Below are 17,197 nucleotides of genomic sequence, written 5' to 3'. Positions count from 1 at the left end.
AGATCGCACACCTCATAAATTTTGTGAAGATAGCGATCGAGCTCTCATGAAGCCCCGGGCGCGGCGAGGACGAGCAAACAACGGCTTGGCCTTCGTTTGCAGGAGCTTCGCTCATCCGTTACCATGGCGGAATGGATGCTTACCGACTCTTGATGGACCTGGCCGTCGTGCTGGCGGCGGCCCTCTGCCTGGGCTTCGTCTTCTACCGCCTCAAGCAGCCGGTGATCATCGGCTACCTGATCGGTGGCCTTGTGATCGGGCCCTACGGCCTCAAGTTCGTCTCGGACCTCCACACCATCGAGACCTTCGCGGAGCTCGGCGTCATCCTCCTGATGTTCGCCCTGGGGGTCGAGTTCTCCTTCTCCGAGCTCAAGCCGGTCAAGAAGATCGCCCTCTACGGCGGCAGCGCCCAGATCCTCGTCACCATCGGGGTGGCGGCCCTGGCCTCACGCCTGCTGGGCCTCGGCCTCGGAGCGGGGATCCTGCTCGGCTGCATGATTTCCCTCTCCAGCACCCTCATCGTCCTCAAGACCCTGCTCGAGCGCGGCGAGATCCAGTCGGCCCACGGCAAGGCCCTGCTCGGGCTGCTCGTCGTCCAGGACCTCGCGGTCGTCCCCTTCATGGTCGTGATGCCGAACCTGAGCGACCCCGCCAAGATCCTTGGGTGGCCCATGCTCTTCGCGCTCGCCAAGGCCGCCGTCTTCCTCGGGGCGGTCGTGTACCTGGGCGCCAAGCTCTTCCCCATGCTGATGCGCCGGGTCGCGCTCACCCGCAACAAGGAGCTGTTCCTGCTTGCGGCCATCTTCGTGTGCTTCGGCACGGCGGTCATCTCCAACCGGATGGGACTCTCGCTCGCGCTTGGCGCCTTCATCGCGGGGATCGTCGTCAGCGAGTCGGACCACAGCCACCAGATCCTCGCCGACGTGCTGCCCCTGCGCGACCTGTTCGCCACCCTGTTCTTCGTCTCGACCGGGATGCTCATCAACCCGGCCTTCATCGCGACCCACCTGCCGAGCGTGGCGGGCTTCGCCATAGCCATCGTCCTGCTGAAGGCGGCGCTGGGCTTCGGGATCGCGCGACTCTTCCGGTACTCGGGGCGCACGGCGCTTGGTATCGGACTCGGGCTGGCGCAGCTGGGGGAGTTCTCCTTCGTCCTGGCCAAGATGGGCCAGCAGCAGGGGATCATCTCCGCGGACCTCTTCGCCCTGGTGCTCTCGAGCGCGCTGGTCACCATCCTCCTCACCCCGACGCTCATGCAGGCGGCCACGCCGCTCTACCTGCGCCTGCGCCGCCTTCCCCTGTTCGGCGAGGTCCGAGGCCGGAAGGCCCGGGCCACCGTCGCCACCGCCGAGCTGACGGGGCTGGTGGACCACGTGGTGATCTGCGGCTTCGGGCGCCTCGGCCAGAACGTGTGCAAGGTGCTGGTCCACCACCAGATCCCGATCTTCGTCATCGACGTGGACCAGAACGCCCTCCAGGAGCTCTCCGCGCGCAACATCCCCTGCATGTACGGGGACGCGGCCAACGTCGAGGTGCTCAAGCACGCGCGGCTGCCCCTCGCCAGGGCGATGCTGGTGGCCCTCTCCGATCCCACCAGCTGCCAGCTCGCCCTCAAGAACGCCAAGGCCCTCAACCCCAAGCTCAACGTCCAGGCCCGGGCGCACCGTCCCCAGGACGTCGACGTGCTGTACGACCTGGGCGCCGACGAGGTGGTGCAGCCCGAGTTCGAGGCGAGCATCGAGGTCATCCGCTACACTCTCAGCCTGCTCGGCTACCCCAGCCACGAGATCCTGCGCTACAGCCACCAGATCCGTACCAAGCGCTACCGGCAGTTCGAGGACGCCTTCGACCCGACCCAGGTCCTCGATCTGGTCGAGGCGCTGGGCGAGGCCGAGATCACCTGGGTCGACATCCCGGAGGGGTCCCCGCTCAACCAGCAGAGCCTGCGCGACATCGACCTCAGGGGCCGGACCGGGGTGGGAGTGCTCGCCGTGCGCCACGCCGGCCGCGTCTCGCCCAACCCGGACGCCGACCAGGTCATCCGCGCCGGGGACTCGCTGCTCGTGATGGGCATGGCCGACCAGCTGAGCTTCCTCACCCGGCTGCTCAGCCCGCTCAGGTGAGGCCACGAGCCCCCTTTCCTGCTTTCTGACGGGATGGGGTATACTGGTCGCTAGCATCAACCGGGCGAAGCGCCGAACCGGCCCTTCGCCACCGACGAAGGGGTCACCAACCGCATGTTTTCCAAGATCCTCATCGCCAACCGCGGCGAGATCGCCTGCCGCGTCATCCGCGCCTGCCAGGCCCTCGGCATCCGCACTGTCGCCGTCCACTCCGAGGCCGACGCCAACGCCCTCCACGTCAAGCTGGCCGACGAGGCCGTCGCGATTGGCCCGGCGCCCGTGGTCCAGAGCTACCTCAAGATGGACGCGGTCATCGAGGCCGCCAGGCAGACGGGCGCCGACGCCATCCACCCCGGCTACGGCCTGCTCTCCGAGAACGCCGCCTTCGCCGCGGCCTGCGCCGAGGCGGGGATCGCCTTCATCGGCCCTCGGCCCGAGGTCATCGCCAAGATGGGCGTCAAGACCGAGGCCCGCGTCATCATGAAGCAAGCGGGCGTACCCGTGGTGCCAGGCTCCGACGGCGCCGTGGCCGACGTCGCCGAGGCCCAGGCACTCGCCAGCCTCTTCGGCTACCCGGTGATGCTCAAGGCGGCTGGCGGCGGCGGCGGCATCGGCATGCAGCTCTGCCACGACGACGCCGAGCTCGAGAAGGCCTACAAGCTGTGCGCGGCGCGCGCCAAGGCCTACTTCGGCAACGGCGATCTCTACGTCGAGAAGTACGTCGTCGAGCCCCGCCACATCGAGATCCAGGTCCTGGCCGACCACCACGGCCACGTGGTCCACCTCAACGAGCGCGAGTGCTCCATTCAGCGCCGCCACCAGAAGGTCCTCGAGGAGGCCCCCTCGCCCGTCATCGACGCGGGCCTGCGCGCCATGATGGGCGAGGTCGCGATCAAGGCCGCCGAGGCGATCGGCTACACCAACGCCGGGACCCTCGAGTTCCTGGTGGACAAGGACCGCAACTTCTACTTCCTCGAGATGAACACCCGCCTCCAGGTCGAGCACCCGGTCACCGAGCTGACCACCGGCATCGACCTGGTCCAGTGGCAGATCCGGATCGCCGCGGGCGAGGCGCTCACCCTCAAGCAGGAGGACCTCGCGCCCAGGGGCCACGCCGTAGAGGCGCGCCTCTACGCCGAGGACCCCAAGACCTTCATGCCGAGCCCCGGCACCCTCAGCGCGCTCGAGTGGCCCGAGGGGATCCGGATCGACGCCTGGGTCGAGCCCGGCACGGTGGTCAGCCCCCACTACGACCCCATGCTCGCCAAGCTGATCGCTTACGGCGAGGACCGCGCCGAGGCGATCGCCAAGCTCAAGGCCGCCATCGGTGCGCTCAAGGTCGAGGGCATCAAGACCAACGCGGCCATGATCGACGCGGTGCTCTCGCACCCCAAGTTCAAGGCCGGCACCTTCACGACCGACTTCGTCTCGACCGAGCTGATGGCCTCGGTCTAACCCTCGAACACCCCCCTCCACGAAAGGAACCTAGCACCCATGCCCAACGTCAACAGCACCATGGCCGGCACCATCATCGAGATCCTCGTCGCCCCCGGCGATGCGGTCCAGGCCGGCCAGGACGTGGCCACCCTCGAGTCCATGAAGATGCAGATGTATCTTCAGGCGGAGACCGCCGGCACGGTCAAGGAGATCAAGGTCGGCACCGGCGACTTCGTCAACGAAGGCGACGTGGTCCTCGCGCTCGAGTAGTCAAAGTTCGCCAGAAGGGAGACGGCGACGATGGCGTTGCCCAAGCGCGTGAACGTGGTCGAAGTGGGGCCCCGCGACGGTCTTCAGAACGAGAAGACCCCGGTGGCCACCGCCGACAAGGTTCGCTTCATCGATTGCCTCTCGGAGACGGGGCTGGGCCACATCGAGGTGACGAGCTTCGTCAACCCGGCGTGGATCCCGCCTTTGGCCGACGCCGTCGAGGTCGCCTCTGCGATCAAGCGTAAGCCGGGGGTCACCTACACCGGCCTGGTCCCCAACCTCAAGGGCTACCAGCGGGCCATGGAGGCCGGCATGGACGCGATCGCGCTGTTCATGTCGGCCACCGAGACCCACAGCGCCAAGAACATCAACAAGAGCGTCTCGGAGGCCCTGGGCGTCCTCGCCGAGGTGGCCTCGGCCGCTCGAGCGGACGGCGTGGCCGTGCGCGCCTACCTGTCGGTGGTCTTCGGCTGCCCCTACGAGGGCAAGGTCGACCCCGAGGCGGTGGTGCGCATCGTGCACCAGCTGCTCGAGATGGGCGTCTACCAGGTGAGCCTCGGCGACACCACGGGCATGGGCAACCCCGTCCAGGTCCGCGCCCTCTTGGAGCGCCTGTCGCGCGACGTCTCGCTCGATCGCTTCGCCCTGCACTTCCACGACACCCGCGGCACGGCCCTCGCCAACGTCATGGCGGGGCTCGACGCGGGCGTCACCACCTTCGACGCCTCGGCGGGCGGTCTCGGCGGCTGCCCCTACGCGCCGGGCGCCTCGGGCAACCTCGCCACCGACGATCTCGTCTACGTCCTTCACGAGATGGGGATCGAGACCGGCATCGACCTGGAAAAGCTCCTCGACTGCTCGGCCATGATGCAGCGGGTGCTCGGCAAGGAGCTGCCCAGCCGCTACCTCAAGAGCCGCCTGGCCGCCTGCGCGGTCTAGCTTCACCTTGGTGTTCGAGGCAGCCCACGTGCCGCAAGCGCCCTTTGTATTGGAGTCCGATATGGAACAAGTCCTGCTCACCGAGCGCCACGGGCCGGTGACCGTCCTCAAGCTGAACCGTCCCGACAAGATGAACGCCCTGAGCTTCCCCACCCTCCTGATGCTCCGCGAGGCCATCGAGGCGCTGCGCTTCGATCCCGAGGTTCGGGTGGTCATCGTCACCGGCTCGGGGGAAAAGGCCTTCTCGGCCGGCGCCGACCTGAAGGAGCGCGCCGGCATGACCCCCGTCCAGGTCAAGGAGTTCATCCGGACCATCCGCGACACCTTCACCGCCATCGAGGACCTGGGCAAGCCCGTCATCGCGGTGGTGAACGGGCTGGCGCTCGGCGGCGGCACCGAGCTTGCGCTCGCCTGCGACATCCGCCTGGCGGCCGACTCGGCCATGCTGGGCCTCACCGAGACCAGCCTCGGCATCATCCCGGGGGCGGGCGGCACCCAGCGCCTGCCCCGCCTGGTGGGCAAGGGCAAGGCCAAGGAGCTGATCTTCACCGCCCGCCGGATCCCCGCCAGCGAGGCCAAGGAGATCGGGCTGGTCGAGCAGGTGTATCCGGCCGATCGCCTGATGGACGAGGCCATGGCCATGGCCCTTAAGATCGCCGAGAACGGCCCCATCGCCCTCGAGCAGGCCAAGTACGCCGTCAACGCGGGCAGCGAGACCGACCTCAAGACCGGCATGCTCTTCGAGAGCCGCGCCTACGACGTCATCATCCCCACCAAGGATCGCCTGGAGGGCCTCGCCGCCTTCCGCGAGAAGCGCAAGCCCGTCTACTTGGGCGAGTAAGCAAGGAGAACCGATGAACCCCGCGACCCCCATGCAACACGACGAGAAGACGCTGCACGACGCGATCGCAACGATCAAGAAGGGCGGCGCCCCCAAGTACCACGACGCCAACGCCGCCAAGGGCAAGCTCTTCGTGCGCGATCGCCTCAAGCTCCTCTTCGACGAGGGCTTCGAGCTCGAGGACGCCATGTTCGCGAACTTCCTGGCCGGTGATCTGCCCGCCGACGGCGTCTACACCGGCATCGGCAAGGTAAACGGCCGCACCGTCTGCGTCATGGCCAACGACTCGACCATCAAGGCCGGCTCGTGGGGCTACCGCACCGTCGAGAAGATCATCCGCATCCAGGAGACGGCCATGAAGCTCCAGGTGCCGATGCTGTACCTGGACGACTCGGCCGGCGCGCGCATCACCGACCAGGTCGAGATGTTCCCCGGTCGCCGGGGCGCGGGCAAGATCTTCTACAACGAGGTCAAGATGAGCGGCCAGGTGCCGCAGATCTGCCTGCTGTTCGGGCCGGCGGCCGCGGGCGGCGCCTACATCCCGGCCTTCTGCGACATCACCATCATGGTCGACAAGAACGCCAGCATGTACCTGGGCAGCCCCCGCATGGCCGAGATGGTCATCGGCGAGAAGGTCTCCCTCGAGGAGATGGGCGGCGCCCGCATGCACTGCTCGGTCTCGGGCTGCGGCGACGTGCTCGTCACCACCGAGGAGGAGGCCATCCTCGCCCTCAAGCGCTACCTGGAGTTCTTCCCCCAGAACTTCACGGGCAAGGCCCCGGTCATCCCCGCCATCGAGCCCAAGCCCGGCAAGGACATCGAGGCGATCATCCCGGCCAACCAGAACCAGCCCTTCAACACGTTCGACCTGATCGACCGGGTGGTCGATGAAGGCTCGCTCTTCGAGATCAAGAAGCTCTTCGCCCCCGAGCTGATCACGGTCCTCGCCCGCATCGGCGGCCGCGCGGTCGGCATCCTCGCCAACCAGTCGCGCGTCAAGGGCGGCGTGCTCTTCACCGACACCGCCGACAAGGCCGCGCGCTTCATCTGGCTGTGCGACGCCTTCAACATCCCCCTGCTCTTCCTCTCGGACGTGCCCGGCTTCATGATCGGGTCCAAGGTCGAGCGCGAGGGCATCATCCGCCACGGCGCCAAGATGATCTCGGCGGTGTCGGACGCGACGGTGCCCAAGGTCTCGGTCATCATCCGCAAGGCCTATGGCGCGGGCCTCTACGCCATGTCGGGCCCGGCCTTCGAGCCGGACGTCTGCCTGGCCTTGCCCTCGGCCATGATCGCCGTCATGGGCCCCGAGGCCGCCATCAACGCGGTCTACGCCAACAAGATCGCCGAGCTGCCCGAGGAGGATCGCGCCGCCTTCGTCGCCGAGAAGCGCGAGGAGTACCAGCGCGACATCGACATCTACCGGCTGGCCTCGGAGATGGTGATCGACGGGATCGTCGAGCCCAACCTCCTGCGCGACGAGCTCATCAAGCGCTTCGCCGCCTACGAGTCCAAGGCCATCCCCCCGACCCCCAAGCGCCGCTCGGTGCTGCCGGTCTAGACCGGATCGCTGGGGCCTCTCCTGAGCGGGAGAGGCCCCTCTTCCAGGAATGGCGCTACGCTTTACAAGAGCGGCTTCGTTTTGGTAAGTAAAGAAGCAGCAAGCGCGCGCAGCGCGCGCTCCAAACGCGAAAGGATGACGACCGTGCCTCAAGCCCTGGACCTCACCAAGGAATTCCCCCGCAGCCCCTACACCGAGCTCGACGGCTACATGTGGCTGCCCCGGCTGATCGACAAGGCCCGCGCCGGCTTCGCCGGCACCCGCGGCGAGTACACCGCCTACCCCTGCGGCGCGGACAAGCGCTTCATCGCGGCCTACGGCCTCGATGCCGACGCCCTCGGCGAGGTGATCAAGTCGGGAGCCTCCGACGAAGAGATCGTCGCCTGGGTCAAGGCCAACCAGAAGGCCGTGACCGCCGAGGAAGTGGCAGCCTTCCGCAAGCACCAGCTCGCCCCCATCACCGACCCCGAGATGCTCGCCTACTTCACCCCCATGCGCGACGCGGCGGCCCCCGGGCGCCCTGAGATCGACAACTGGTCCAAGCTGATCGCCGTCGAGGAGAACCACGCGATCCCCGCCTCGGTCTAGCCCACCTGGCCCGCTCGCTTCGGCGAGCGGGCTTTTTCTTGGGGTCCGGCGGGTATAAGGCCGGTATGTCGAACGATCCGCCCAAGCCATCGCCTTCGAGCTCGCGGGACTTCCTGAAGTGGGGCAAGACCTTCCTCAAGGACGCCCTCTCCAAGCCGAGCGGCGACCAGCGCCACACCCGCCCCTTCGTTGCCCCGGTCCAGCGCAACCGGCACACGACCTTCCTGTCGAGCGATCCCCTCGCACTGGTCGCCATCCCCAGGGCGACGGCCGCGGAGCTCGCCGTGCGCGGGATCGTCTTTCTCGACAACGCCCAGCGCCCCCTCTTCGAGGTCCTGGCGAGCCACGAGCGCGCCTTCTCCCCCCAGATCGAGCAGGCCATCGTGGAGCGCTGCATCGCGGCCCTCGCAGAGGTGCGCGATCGCCTGTGCGCGGTCGGCGACCTCACGCCCAAGGGCTGCTACCATGGCCTGCCGCTCGCGCAGGTCCTCGAGGGGATCGCAAGCAAGGACGTGGGCGCCTTCTTCCACTTCGCGCGCCAGAACGCCGCGCACTACACCGGCAAGTCGCTCCGCTTCACCGAGGCCTTCGTGGCGTGGCTCGTCGAGCACGGCGACCCGGAGGCGCGAGTCGGCTGAGCCCTCGGGGCAGCCTCTTGGATCCGGACAGCGTCAAGGGCGCAAGCGACAAGATGCCATTCCCCCGACGCAGAGGAATCCCCGGCGCCGCCGTGCGATGATGGGGACACGAACCAAGGCAAAGCGCCCTGGTTCCAGGTCGTGATGGTCTGACCTTACCGGCCTCTGACGCCCCATCGTGAGGGCCTCTCACGCCGGACAGCGACCGGCCCTGCTGCTCCCGCCTCGCCCGGCGATTCTCGCCCGGCGACGCCGGTCGAGCAGCAGGGCTTTTTCGTGGCCCCTGGCGGAACATTTCCGCGCGCCGCCCCGTCATGGGGGCAAGACGCGCGCGGGGCGCGTGGTATACTTCTCCAGAAGATCACTCCGCTCGCCCCTCTCGGGAGCCCATCCGCAATTGGCATGCCTGGCTTTGAAATGAAGAAGCTCCTGATCCTCTCGGGTGCGATCGTCCTCGCGCTCGGGGTCTGGTGGGGCTCCTCGCTCGTCGTCACCTGGACCCGGCCCCGGCCGGCCCCGTCTGCCACCCCCGCAGGCCCGGCCTTCACCTTCTCCGGGGTCGATCTCGTCGAGTTCTCGGAGGGCGCCAAGCTTTGGGACCTCGAGGCGGACGCGGTGGTCTACGACTCGGAAAACCAGGTCGCCAACCTTCGTGGGATCCGCGCCCGGTTCTGGGAAGGGGGCCGGGTGGTCTCCACCGCGGCCTCCCCCGAGGCGGTGCTCGACACCGGCACCCGCGACCTTCGAATGAAGGGGGGGATCCAGGTGGGGGCGGCCCGATCCGACACGGCGGTGAGGGCCGACGAGATCATCTGGCAGGCCGCGTCGCAGTCGCTGCACGCGAAGGGGAACGTGGTCTTCAGCCGCGGGGTCAGCCGCCTGTCGGGGCCCGAGCTCTGGGGCGATCGCAGCTTGGAACAGGTCCGGATGGGCGCGCCGGTGCGTGCGACGATCCAGGTAGAGACAGGGTGGGACTAGACATGACGCACAACCTGCAGGCTCGGCTCTCGCTCGCCATGGCCCTCGCGCTTTGGCAGGCCCCCGCCCTGGCGGCGCCCGCCAAGCCCGCGCCGGCCCCCGCCCAGGCCCTCGACCAGATGGAGGTGCTGGCGCGCACCACCGAGTACGACGGCAGGGCTCACACCTACACCGTCAAGGGCGACGTGGCGATCACCCTCAAGGACCTGGCCGTGAGCTGTGACCAGGCGACCATCTACGCCACACCCAAGGAGGACCGGGTGGAGCGGATCGTCTTCTCGGGCAAGGTCGAGGCCAAGCGCTCAACCGGGACCTTCCGCGGCGACAAGGTCACCTACTACGTGGCCCAGCGCCGGCTCGTCGCCGAGGGCGCGACGCGCACCCGCCTGATGCTCCCCGCATCCGGCTCGGCCGCCCCCAAGATCGGAGGGTAACGCGGCAATGATCGAAACCAAGAACCTCATCAAGACTTACCGCCAGCGACGCGTGGTCAACGACGTGTCCATCAACGTCAACCGCGGCGAGGTGGTCGGGCTCTTGGGCCCCAACGGCGCCGGCAAGACGACCACCTTCTACATGGTCACGGGCCTGGTCCGTCCCAACGATGGCGCGATCACCCTGGACGGCGAGGACGTCTCGCAGCTTCCCATGCACCTGCGCGCCCGCAAGGGGATCGGCTACCTGGCCCAGGAGCCCTCGGTCTTCCGCAAGCTGACCGTCGAGCAGAACCTGCTGGCGGTCTGGGAGCTATTGGGGATCAAGAAGGCCCAGCAGAAGGAGCGCCTCGAGGAGCTGCTCGACGAGTTCCACATCCAGAAGATCCGCAAGTCCAAGGGGATGCAGCTCTCGGGCGGCGAGCGCAGGCGCGTCGAGATCGCCCGGGCCATGGCGACCAACCCGAGCTTCCTCTTGCTGGACGAGCCCTTCAGCGGCATCGACCCCCTGTCGATCTCGGACATCCAGAAGATGATCCGCCAGCTCAAGAACCGCAACATCGGCATCCTCATCACGGACCACAACGTCCGCGACACCCTGGCCATCACCGACCGGGCCTACATCCTGGCCGAGGGCCGGATCGTGGTCCAGGGTTCCCCCGACTTCATCGCCAACAACGAGCTGGCGCGCAAGTTCTACCTGGGGGAAGAGTTCAGCCTGTGATCCGCTTACCCGGCCTCTCGATCGTCGATCGCTACTTGATCGTCGAGCTGCTCGGTCCCTTCCTCTTCGGGGTGGGGGCCTTCACCGCCATCATGACGGCCACCTCGGTGCTGTTCGAGCTGATCACCCTCATGGTGCGCTTCGGCCTGCCCATCGTGACGGTGCTCCAGATCATCGCCCTGCGCCTGCCCGAGATGGCCTTCTACACCTTCCCCATGGCCATGCTGCTGGCGAGCCTGCTCGCGTTCGGGCGCCTCTCGGGCGACAGCGAGATCACCGCCCTCAAGGCCTGCGGCGTCTCCCTGTTCCGCATCATGGCGCCGGTGGCGCTCGTCAGCATCCTGGTCAGCGGGGCCACCGTGGCCCTCAACGAGTACGTGGTGCCGAGCGCCGAGTGGGCCGCCAAGAACATCCTCTACGAGGCCCAGCACCAGAAGAAGCTGCCCACCGCCCGCGAGAACGTGTTCTACCAGGAGCTGGAAGAGGGGCAACTCAAGCGGGTGTTCTACGCGCGCTCCTTCGACGGCGAGGTGATGCGCAACGTACTGGTGCAGGAGTTCGAGGGCTCGCGCCTCGACCGCATCATCCACGCCGATCGCGCCCGCTACACCGGCGGCGCCTGGACCTTCTCCGACGGCATCCTGTACCAGATGGCCGAGAACGGCGAGTATCGCTTCTTCGCGCGCTTCAAGGAGCAGCAGGTGCGCCTGCGCGAGGCCCTCTTGAGCCTTTCGAGCGAGCAGCGCGCCCCCACCGAGATGAACGTGCGCGAGCTGAGCGCTCACATCCGGCGCCTCGAGGAGAGCGGCGTGCAAGGTAGCGGCCTCAACGAATTGCGCGTACAATTGCACCAGAAGCTCTCGGTCCCGTTCGCGAGCATGGTCTTCATGCTGGTGGGAGCCCCGCTGGGGCTGCGCCCCAATCGTAGCTCCTCGTCCATCGGGCTGGGCCTGAGCATCCTCATCATCTTCGTCTACTACGTGGCCATGTTCACCTTCATGGCCCTGGGGCAGACGGGACACCTGCCGCCCGCGCTCGCCGCCTGGATGCCCAACATCCTCGGCGCGGCCCTGGGCCTCGGGCTCATCGCCCGCGCCGCGCGCAGTTAACTTCCGCATTCATAAGGAGAATACGCTTGACCATGGTTCAAACCGCCCACGACTACAAGGTCGCGGACATCAGCCTGGCTGAGTTCGGCCGCAAGGAGATCGCGATCGCCGAGAAGGAGATGCCCGGCCTGATGGCGCTGCGCGAGCGTTACGGCGAAAGCAAGCCCCTCAAGGGCGCCCGGATCGCGGGCTCGCTCCACATGACCATCCAGACCGCCGTCTTGATCGAGACGCTGGTGGCGCTCGGCGCCGAGGTCCGCTGGTCGAGCTGCAACATCTACTCGACCCAGGACCACGCCGCCGCCGCGATCGCTGCCAGCGGCATCCCCGTCTTCGCCTGGAAGGGCGAGACCGAGGCCGAGTACGACTGGTGCATCGAGCAGACCCTGCGCTGGCCCGACGGCAGCGGCCTAAACATGATCCTCGACGACGGCGGCGACCTCACGATCATGGTCCACCAGAAGTTCCCCGAGCTGCTCGCCGAGATCAAGGGCATCTCCGAGGAGACGACCACCGGCGTCCACCGCCTCTACCAGATGATGGAGCGCGGCGAGCTCAAGGTGCCCGCGATCAACGTGAACGACTCGGTCACCAAGTCCAAGTTCGACAACCTCTACGGCTGCCGCGAGAGCCTCGCCGACGGCCTCAAGCGCGCCACCGACGTGATGGTGGCGGGCAAGGTGGTCGTGGTCGCCGGCTACGGCGACGTGGGCAAGGGCTGCGCCCACTCCATGCGCGGCTTCGGCGCCCGCGTGCTCATCACCGAGATCGACCCCATCTGTGCCCTTCAGGCCGCGATGGAGGGCTACGAGGTCGTCACCATGGAGGACGCCGCGGCCCTCGGCGACATCTTCGTGACCACCACCGGCTGCAAGGGCATCGTCCGCTCCGAGCACCTGAAGGCGATGAAGGACAACGCGATCGTCTGCAACATCGGGCACTTCGACTGCGAGATCGACGTGGCGTGGCTCGTCAACGAGTCGGGCGCTGCGCTCGAGGAGATCAAGCCCCAGGTCGAGCGCTTCCTCATGCCGAGCGGCAAGGGGATCATCCTGCTCGCGCGCGGCCGCCTGGTCAACCTGGGCTGCGCGACCGGCCACCCCTCGTTCGTCATGAGCACCTCCTTCACCAACCAGGTGCTGGCCCAGATCGCCCTCTGGAGCGAGTCGTTCGAGCTCGGCGTCCACGTCCTGCCCAAGAAGCTCGACGAGGAAGTCGCCCGCCTGCACCTCGCCAAGCTGGGCGTCAAGTTGACCAAGCTGAGCGACGACCAGGCCGCCTACCTGGGCGTGCCGGTCGAGGGCCCCTACAAGCCCGAGCACTACCGCTACTAAGCACCCGCTGGGTGACACGACGGGGCCCGCCATGCCGGCGGGTCCCGCCTTATTTCGGCCCGGGACGAAAGATCCGAGCGACTTGGCCCGATAGAACGGGTACAAACAAGCAAGATCCCCATCGTCGTCTTCATCCCCCCACCGTCAGGAGGCCCCGCATGAGCACCATCAAGAACGTCGCAGGCACGAACGCTGCCCTGTCGGCAACCGGCATCAAGCCGTACAGCGAGGGCACCAAGAAGCTCCAGCAGGAGCTCAACAAGCACATCGACCAGGGCCACCTCTCGGGCCCCCGGCTGAAGGAAGACGGCAAGGAAGGCCCCAGGACCCGTGCCAAGATGCACGAGTTCCAGAACTACACCAAGGCGCAGCAGTGCGAGCCCGGCACCGCCGTGGTGCCGGTCAAGCCGACCCTCCCGCCGGCGGTCGCCCAGGGGACCGCCAAGCCGGCGCTTCCTTCCGACACGGTCGAGACCAAGTACCCCACCGTCGGCGAGTACGTGGACGACCAGATCAAGAAGGTCGGGCAGGAGCTCAAGGAGGACGCGCAGGTCGCCGCGGTGACCGCGGTCGCGGCCCCCGTCGTCGCCGTGATCGAGGCCCGCCACCTCAACCAGGCACGCGAGCGCATCGCGAAGCTGCCGATGGACCCCGACGGCAAGTGGAAGCAGGAAGCCTCCAAGATCTTCGCCGAGGAGCAGGCCGCAGCCAAGAAGGAGATCATCGCCATCCCCGGCAAGGTGGCGGACGGAGTCGTCGATGCCGCGGTGGCGGTCAAGGACGGGGTCGTCGACGGCGCCATCGCCGTCAAGGACGGGGTCGTCGACGCGGCCGAGGCCGTCGCTGACGGCGTCTCGGACGCGGCCCACGCGGTAGGCAACGCCGTGGACGCCTTCGGGGACAAGATCACCGAGATGGCCAGCGACCTCAAGGACGACGCCCAGGTCATCGCCGTGACCGCCATCGCCCCCATCCCGGTCGCCATCATCCAGGGGAAGCATCTCGAGCAGGCGCGTGAGCGGATCGCCGCCCTCCCCATGGACCCCGAGGGCAAGTGGAAGCAGGCGGCCTCCAAGATCCTCTCGGAGGAGCGGGCCGAGGCCAAGGCCGAGATCCTCGCCCTGCCCGGCAAGGTGGTGGACGGCGTCGTCGACGGCGCCATCGCGGTGAAGGACGGGGTCGTCGACGCGGCCGAGGCCGTCGCTGACGGCGTCTCCGACGCGGCCACGGCGGTCGGCAACACGGTCGTCAAGAGCTACAAGATCGCCGAGTTCGCCGTCGAGGAGGCGGTGGACGACGTGAAGGACTTCGCCGGCGACGTGGCCGACGGCGTCGGCAAGGGCGTCAAGGAAGCGCGACAGGGAGTCGGCGGTTTCTTCCAGCGCGTCGGCAAGTGGATCTCGGGCGACTAATCCCCGAGCGCGACGGACGATTTGGCAGGCGGGCCCTCGTCGAGGGCCCGCCTTCGCTCATGAGCTAGGCTGGTCTGCCTGGGATCTCGGGCCGTCGATCGGAAGGGTGAACCAGAAGGTGCTGCCGACCCCCAGATGGCTGCGCACCCCGATCTCGCCGCCGTGCGCCTCGATGATCGTCTTGGAGATGCTTAGCCCCAGGCCGGTGCCTCCCTTGTGCATCCCCTGCGGAAGCTGCGAGAAGCGCTGGAACAGCTTGGGGATGTCGTCGGCCGCGATGCCCGGGCCGGTGTCCTCGACCTCGCAGCGGACGCAATCGCCCTCCTGGCTGGCGCGCACCACGATGCGCCCGCCCTGAGGGGTGAGCTTGATGGCGTTGTTGAGGAGGTTGGTCAGCACGCGCGCGATCCGCTCAGGGTCCAGCACGACGCGCAGCGGGGCGTCCGGCGCCTCCACGCGGATGTCCAGCTGCGCCTCCTGGAGCTGGGGGCGCAGGCTCTCGATCACCGAGCGAATCTCGCTGGTCAGGTCTGCCCTCCCGAGGCGCAGCGTGAAGGTGCCCGCCTCGATCCGCGCGAAGTCCAGCAGGTCGTTGACGAGGTTCTCGAGGCGCTCGACGCCCCGCTCGATCTGCACGACGAACTCCAGCTGCTCGGGGCGCATGGGGCCTCCGACCTGGTCCTCCAGGAACTCGGCGTAGCCCTTGATCGAGGTCAGGGGGGTCCTTAGATCGTGCGAGACGGCGCTGACGAAGGCGCTCTTGAGCTGGTCCAGCTGCCGCAGCTTCTCGTAGCTCTCGCGCAGGCTCTCGTTTGCCCGGGCAAGCTCGGTGGTGCGCTCGCGCACCTGGCGCTCCAGGTCCTCGGCGCTCGCCTTCAGCCGCGCGGCCATCTGGTTGAAGGCTTGCCCCAGGAGGCCCAGCTCATCGCCCGGCAAGTCCGGGACCTGAACCTGGGTCTCGTAGTGGCCCAGCCCGAACCGCCGGGTCGCGAGCACCAGGCGCTTGAGCCTGGAGGTCAGCTGGAAGCCAAGGGTGACCGCGAGCAGCGTCCCGATCGCGAGGAAGAGGAGGATCAAGGAGAGGGTGAGGAAGCGGGCCTGCGCGAGCTCGCGCCGCTCGGCCTCCTGCGAGATCCCCACCCGGATGACGCCCTCGCTCACCTTGAGGTAGCCCCGCACGTAGGGCAGGGCGAGGTCGTGGCAGCGCCCCGCCCTCGGGTCCGTGACGTCCTGGGTCAGGATCGCGTTGCGCGCCGTGTGAGCGAGCGCCCGGCGCGTCACCGGGTCGTCGAAGCGGCGGCCCACCTCGGTCGGGTCGGTCGAGGCGATCGCCCGGCCCGAGGCACGCTCGATGATCCGGACGTAGCAGAGGTCCCGCCCCTCCTCCTTGAGGGTCTCGAGGTAGGCCTGGGCCTGGTACTTGCCCGCGAACAGGACCTGGTTGATGGAGAGCTGCACGTTGCGCGCGAACAGCTCCTCGCGCACCAGGGTCTGCTGGTGAACCAGGCGCATGTTGACCCCGTCGAGGAAGAAGGCCAGCAGGCCCAGGGTGAGGGCCAGGAAGAAGACCAGGCTGACGCTCAGGCGCGTCCGGAGCGAGACGAAGCGCGCGGGCATCACCATGTCAGCCGGTTCCCCGGGACCTGCTCGTAGGGGGGCCACGGCCGGCGGATCACCCGGGGCACCGCCCCATCCCAGCCGGGGAAGGCCGCGACGCTGGCCTTGGTGACGGGAAAGACGGTGACGAGGACCTGCCGGGGGATTCGCTCCCCGCGCAGCAGGCGATGCGTCACCTTGAGGCTCTCGGCCCCCAGGGCCCCGCAGAACTGGGCCGTGTCGATGCCGATCGCCCCTCCCTCGACGATGGATCGGACCGAGGCAGGGTCGCCATCGATGGTCGCCATCACGATGTCGGTGCGCTTGGCGGCCTCGAGCTGCCTCTTGATGTCGAGCCCGCCCCCATCGTTGACGCAAAAGACCGCATCGACCGTCCCGCGCGGATGATTGCGGGCGATCGCGCGGCCCACCGCCCTTCCCGCCTTGGGCTCGATGGCCTGGTAGCGGGCCACGATCCGGTAGGGGGTGCCCGATTTGACCAGCGCGTCCAGCAGGCCCTCCACGCGCTCGACCGTCGAGGTGACGTAGGGGTACTCGACGATGACCAAGCGCAGCGGATGGGCCCGGGTGCGCGAACGGAAGCGGTACGCCAGATACTCGCCGTCCAGGGTGCCGGCGAGCGTGTTGTTGCTGGTCAGGTAGCACGCGAGCCTACCGTTGAGGACGTACTGGTCGTAGGCCACCACCGGAATGTTGGCGCGGTTGGCGTCTTGCACCGGCCCGGAGAGCGCCGCCGAGTCGATGGGCTGGAGGATGATGGCGTCGGGGCGCCGCCGGACCAGGTGCGCCATGGCCGCGCGCTGCCGGCGGATCCCCTCCTCACCGTCCCCGCCGACGAAGGCGATCAGGCGGATGGGGCGCGGCGGACGCGAGCGGTTGATCTCGGCGGCCGCGGCCTCAAGCCCGCGTCGCATGGCCACCTGGCCGGGGATGGCCATCGACCAGTAGACGACCCCGATGACGTAGGGGGTCGCCGCACGGCCTGGCGCTGCGAGGGCGAGGGCGAGCACGCAGGCAAGAAGAAAGGGGCGCGTCGCTGCGATCATGGGCGCGGTGGATGACGGGAGGCCTCGGCAACGAGGGTCGATGGGCAGGGGGTGCGGGGCGTCATGCAGGCTGCTCCCTTCGACGGATGGACTAGGCGCATTGTACCAAGGGAACTCCCGCCTTACAATTCGTGACAACCCGAAGC

The 17,197-nt window shown here is 68.0% G+C and carries 16 protein-coding genes; 14 read left to right on the top strand and 2 right to left on the bottom strand.

Annotation, left to right across the window (positions count from 1 at the left end; translation table 11 throughout):
• Positions 1–131 precede the first annotated feature (131 nt).
• The 14 genes from V6D00_14945 to V6D00_14880 all read left to right on the top strand — a co-directional run bounded on the left by V6D00_14945 (position 132) and on the right by V6D00_14880 (position 14,388).
• Positions 132–2,123 (top strand): cation:proton antiporter, encoded by a 1,992-nt coding sequence (locus tag V6D00_14945; protein HEY9900471.1) that lies wholly within the window; start codon positions 132–134, stop codon positions 2,121–2,123.
• Between the two features lie 114 nt (positions 2,124–2,237).
• The gene (locus tag V6D00_14940) at positions 2,238–3,578 is read left to right on the top strand and encodes an acetyl-CoA carboxylase biotin carboxylase subunit (protein HEY9900470.1); all 1,341 of its coding nucleotides are present in this window, start codon (positions 2,238–2,240) and stop codon (positions 3,576–3,578) included.
• Positions 3,579–3,617: 39 nt separating this feature from the next.
• The gene (locus tag V6D00_14935) at positions 3,618–3,830 is read left to right on the top strand and encodes a biotin/lipoyl-containing protein (GenBank protein HEY9900469.1); all 213 of its coding nucleotides are present in this window, start codon (positions 3,618–3,620) and stop codon (positions 3,828–3,830) included.
• 30 nt (positions 3,831–3,860) lie between these two features.
• Complete coding sequence (locus V6D00_14930; protein HEY9900468.1) at positions 3,861–4,769, top strand: hydroxymethylglutaryl-CoA lyase; 909 nt, start codon at positions 3,861–3,863, stop codon at positions 4,767–4,769.
• A gap of 61 nt (positions 4,770–4,830) precedes the next feature.
• The gene (locus V6D00_14925) at positions 4,831–5,610 is read left to right on the top strand and encodes an enoyl-CoA hydratase (GenBank protein HEY9900467.1); all 780 of its coding nucleotides are present in this window, start codon (positions 4,831–4,833) and stop codon (positions 5,608–5,610) included.
• 13 nt (positions 5,611–5,623) lie between these two features.
• Complete coding sequence (locus tag V6D00_14920; GenBank protein ID HEY9900466.1) at positions 5,624–7,171, top strand: acyl-CoA carboxylase subunit beta; 1,548 nt, start codon at positions 5,624–5,626, stop codon at positions 7,169–7,171.
• A gap of 144 nt (positions 7,172–7,315) precedes the next feature.
• Positions 7,316–7,759 carry a DUF5069 domain-containing protein gene (locus V6D00_14915; protein HEY9900465.1) on the top strand — a complete coding sequence of 148 codons (444 nt, stop codon included), beginning with the start codon at positions 7,316–7,318 and terminating at the stop codon, positions 7,757–7,759.
• 65 nt (positions 7,760–7,824) lie between these two features.
• Positions 7,825–8,397, top strand: coding sequence for a hypothetical protein (locus tag V6D00_14910; GenBank protein HEY9900464.1), 573 nt, complete (start codon positions 7,825–7,827; stop codon positions 8,395–8,397).
• A gap of 417 nt (positions 8,398–8,814) precedes the next feature.
• Positions 8,815–9,375 (top strand): LPS export ABC transporter periplasmic protein LptC, encoded by a 561-nt coding sequence (gene lptC, locus V6D00_14905; protein ID HEY9900463.1) that lies wholly within the window; start codon positions 8,815–8,817, stop codon positions 9,373–9,375.
• Between the two features lie 2 nt (positions 9,376–9,377).
• Positions 9,378–9,809 (top strand): LptA/OstA family protein, encoded by a 432-nt coding sequence (locus tag V6D00_14900; GenBank protein HEY9900462.1) that lies wholly within the window; start codon positions 9,378–9,380, stop codon positions 9,807–9,809.
• Between the two features lie 7 nt (positions 9,810–9,816).
• A complete protein-coding gene (lptB, locus tag V6D00_14895) occupies positions 9,817–10,533 on the top strand; it encodes an LPS export ABC transporter ATP-binding protein (GenBank protein HEY9900461.1) in 717 nt (238 codons plus the stop codon).
• Positions 10,530–11,642 (top strand): LptF/LptG family permease, encoded by a 1,113-nt coding sequence (locus tag V6D00_14890; protein ID HEY9900460.1) that lies wholly within the window; start codon positions 10,530–10,532, stop codon positions 11,640–11,642. Before lptB ends, V6D00_14890 begins: the two co-directional genes overlap by 4 nt.
• Before the next feature lie 32 nt (positions 11,643–11,674).
• A complete protein-coding gene (gene ahcY / locus V6D00_14885; GenBank protein ID HEY9900459.1) occupies positions 11,675–12,976 on the top strand; it encodes an adenosylhomocysteinase in 1,302 nt (433 codons plus the stop codon).
• Between the two features lie 158 nt (positions 12,977–13,134).
• Positions 13,135–14,388 carry a hypothetical protein gene (locus tag V6D00_14880; GenBank protein ID HEY9900458.1) on the top strand — a complete coding sequence of 418 codons (1,254 nt, stop codon included), beginning with the start codon at positions 13,135–13,137 and terminating at the stop codon, positions 14,386–14,388.
• Positions 14,389–14,445: 57 nt separating this feature from the next.
• Here V6D00_14880 and V6D00_14875 read toward each other — a convergent pair whose 3' ends face one another.
• The gene (locus V6D00_14875) at positions 14,446–16,011 is read right to left on the bottom strand and encodes an ATP-binding protein (protein HEY9900457.1); all 1,566 of its coding nucleotides are present in this window, start codon (positions 16,009–16,011) and stop codon (positions 14,446–14,448) included.
• Positions 16,005–17,051: a sugar ABC transporter substrate-binding protein gene (locus V6D00_14870; protein ID HEY9900456.1), complete on the bottom strand. Its 1,047-nt coding sequence runs from the start codon at positions 17,049–17,051 to the stop codon at positions 16,005–16,007. The genes V6D00_14875 and V6D00_14870 overlap by 7 nt, the downstream gene beginning before the upstream one ends.
• Between the last annotated feature and the right edge of the window lie 146 nt (positions 17,052–17,197).

The organism is Pantanalinema sp., assembly GCA_036704125.1.
In the GTDB taxonomy this organism is placed as follows: Bacteria; Cyanobacteriota; Sericytochromatia; order S15B-MN24; family UBA4093; genus JAGIBK01.
Note: the sequence above shows the minus strand (reverse complement) of the source record. Positions and strands in the feature narration are given on the sequence as shown.

Excerpts from the sequence above, each read along its gene's own strand:
- V6D00_14940 (HEY9900470.1), top strand. The coding sequence starts at position 2,238 with ATGTTTTCCAAGATCCTCATCGCCAACCGCGGCGAGATCGCCTGCCGC.
- V6D00_14925 (HEY9900467.1), top strand. The coding sequence starts at position 4,831 with ATGGAACAAGTCCTGCTCACCGAGCGCCACGGGCCGGTGACCGTCCTC.
- lptC (HEY9900463.1), top strand. The coding sequence starts at position 8,815 with ATGAAGAAGCTCCTGATCCTCTCGGGTGCGATCGTCCTCGCGCTCGGG.
- V6D00_14880 (HEY9900458.1), top strand. The coding sequence starts at position 13,135 with ATGAGCACCATCAAGAACGTCGCAGGCACGAACGCTGCCCTGTCGGCA.
- V6D00_14910 (HEY9900464.1), top strand. The coding sequence starts at position 7,825 with ATGTCGAACGATCCGCCCAAGCCATCGCCTTCGAGCTCGCGGGACTTC.
- V6D00_14930 (HEY9900468.1), top strand. The coding sequence starts at position 3,861 with ATGGCGTTGCCCAAGCGCGTGAACGTGGTCGAAGTGGGGCCCCGCGAC.
- V6D00_14870 (HEY9900456.1), bottom strand. The coding sequence starts at position 17,051 with ATGATCGCAGCGACGCGCCCCTTTCTTCTTGCCTGCGTGCTCGCCCTC.
- ahcY (HEY9900459.1), top strand. The coding sequence starts at position 11,675 with ATGGTTCAAACCGCCCACGACTACAAGGTCGCGGACATCAGCCTGGCT.
- V6D00_14875 (HEY9900457.1), bottom strand. The coding sequence starts at position 16,011 with ATGGTGATGCCCGCGCGCTTCGTCTCGCTCCGGACGCGCCTGAGCGTC.
- V6D00_14900 (HEY9900462.1), top strand. The coding sequence starts at position 9,378 with ATGACGCACAACCTGCAGGCTCGGCTCTCGCTCGCCATGGCCCTCGCG.
- V6D00_14935 (HEY9900469.1), top strand. The coding sequence starts at position 3,618 with ATGCCCAACGTCAACAGCACCATGGCCGGCACCATCATCGAGATCCTC.
- V6D00_14945 (HEY9900471.1), top strand. The coding sequence starts at position 132 with ATGGATGCTTACCGACTCTTGATGGACCTGGCCGTCGTGCTGGCGGCG.
- lptB (HEY9900461.1), top strand. The coding sequence starts at position 9,817 with ATGATCGAAACCAAGAACCTCATCAAGACTTACCGCCAGCGACGCGTG.
- V6D00_14920 (HEY9900466.1), top strand. The coding sequence starts at position 5,624 with ATGAACCCCGCGACCCCCATGCAACACGACGAGAAGACGCTGCACGAC.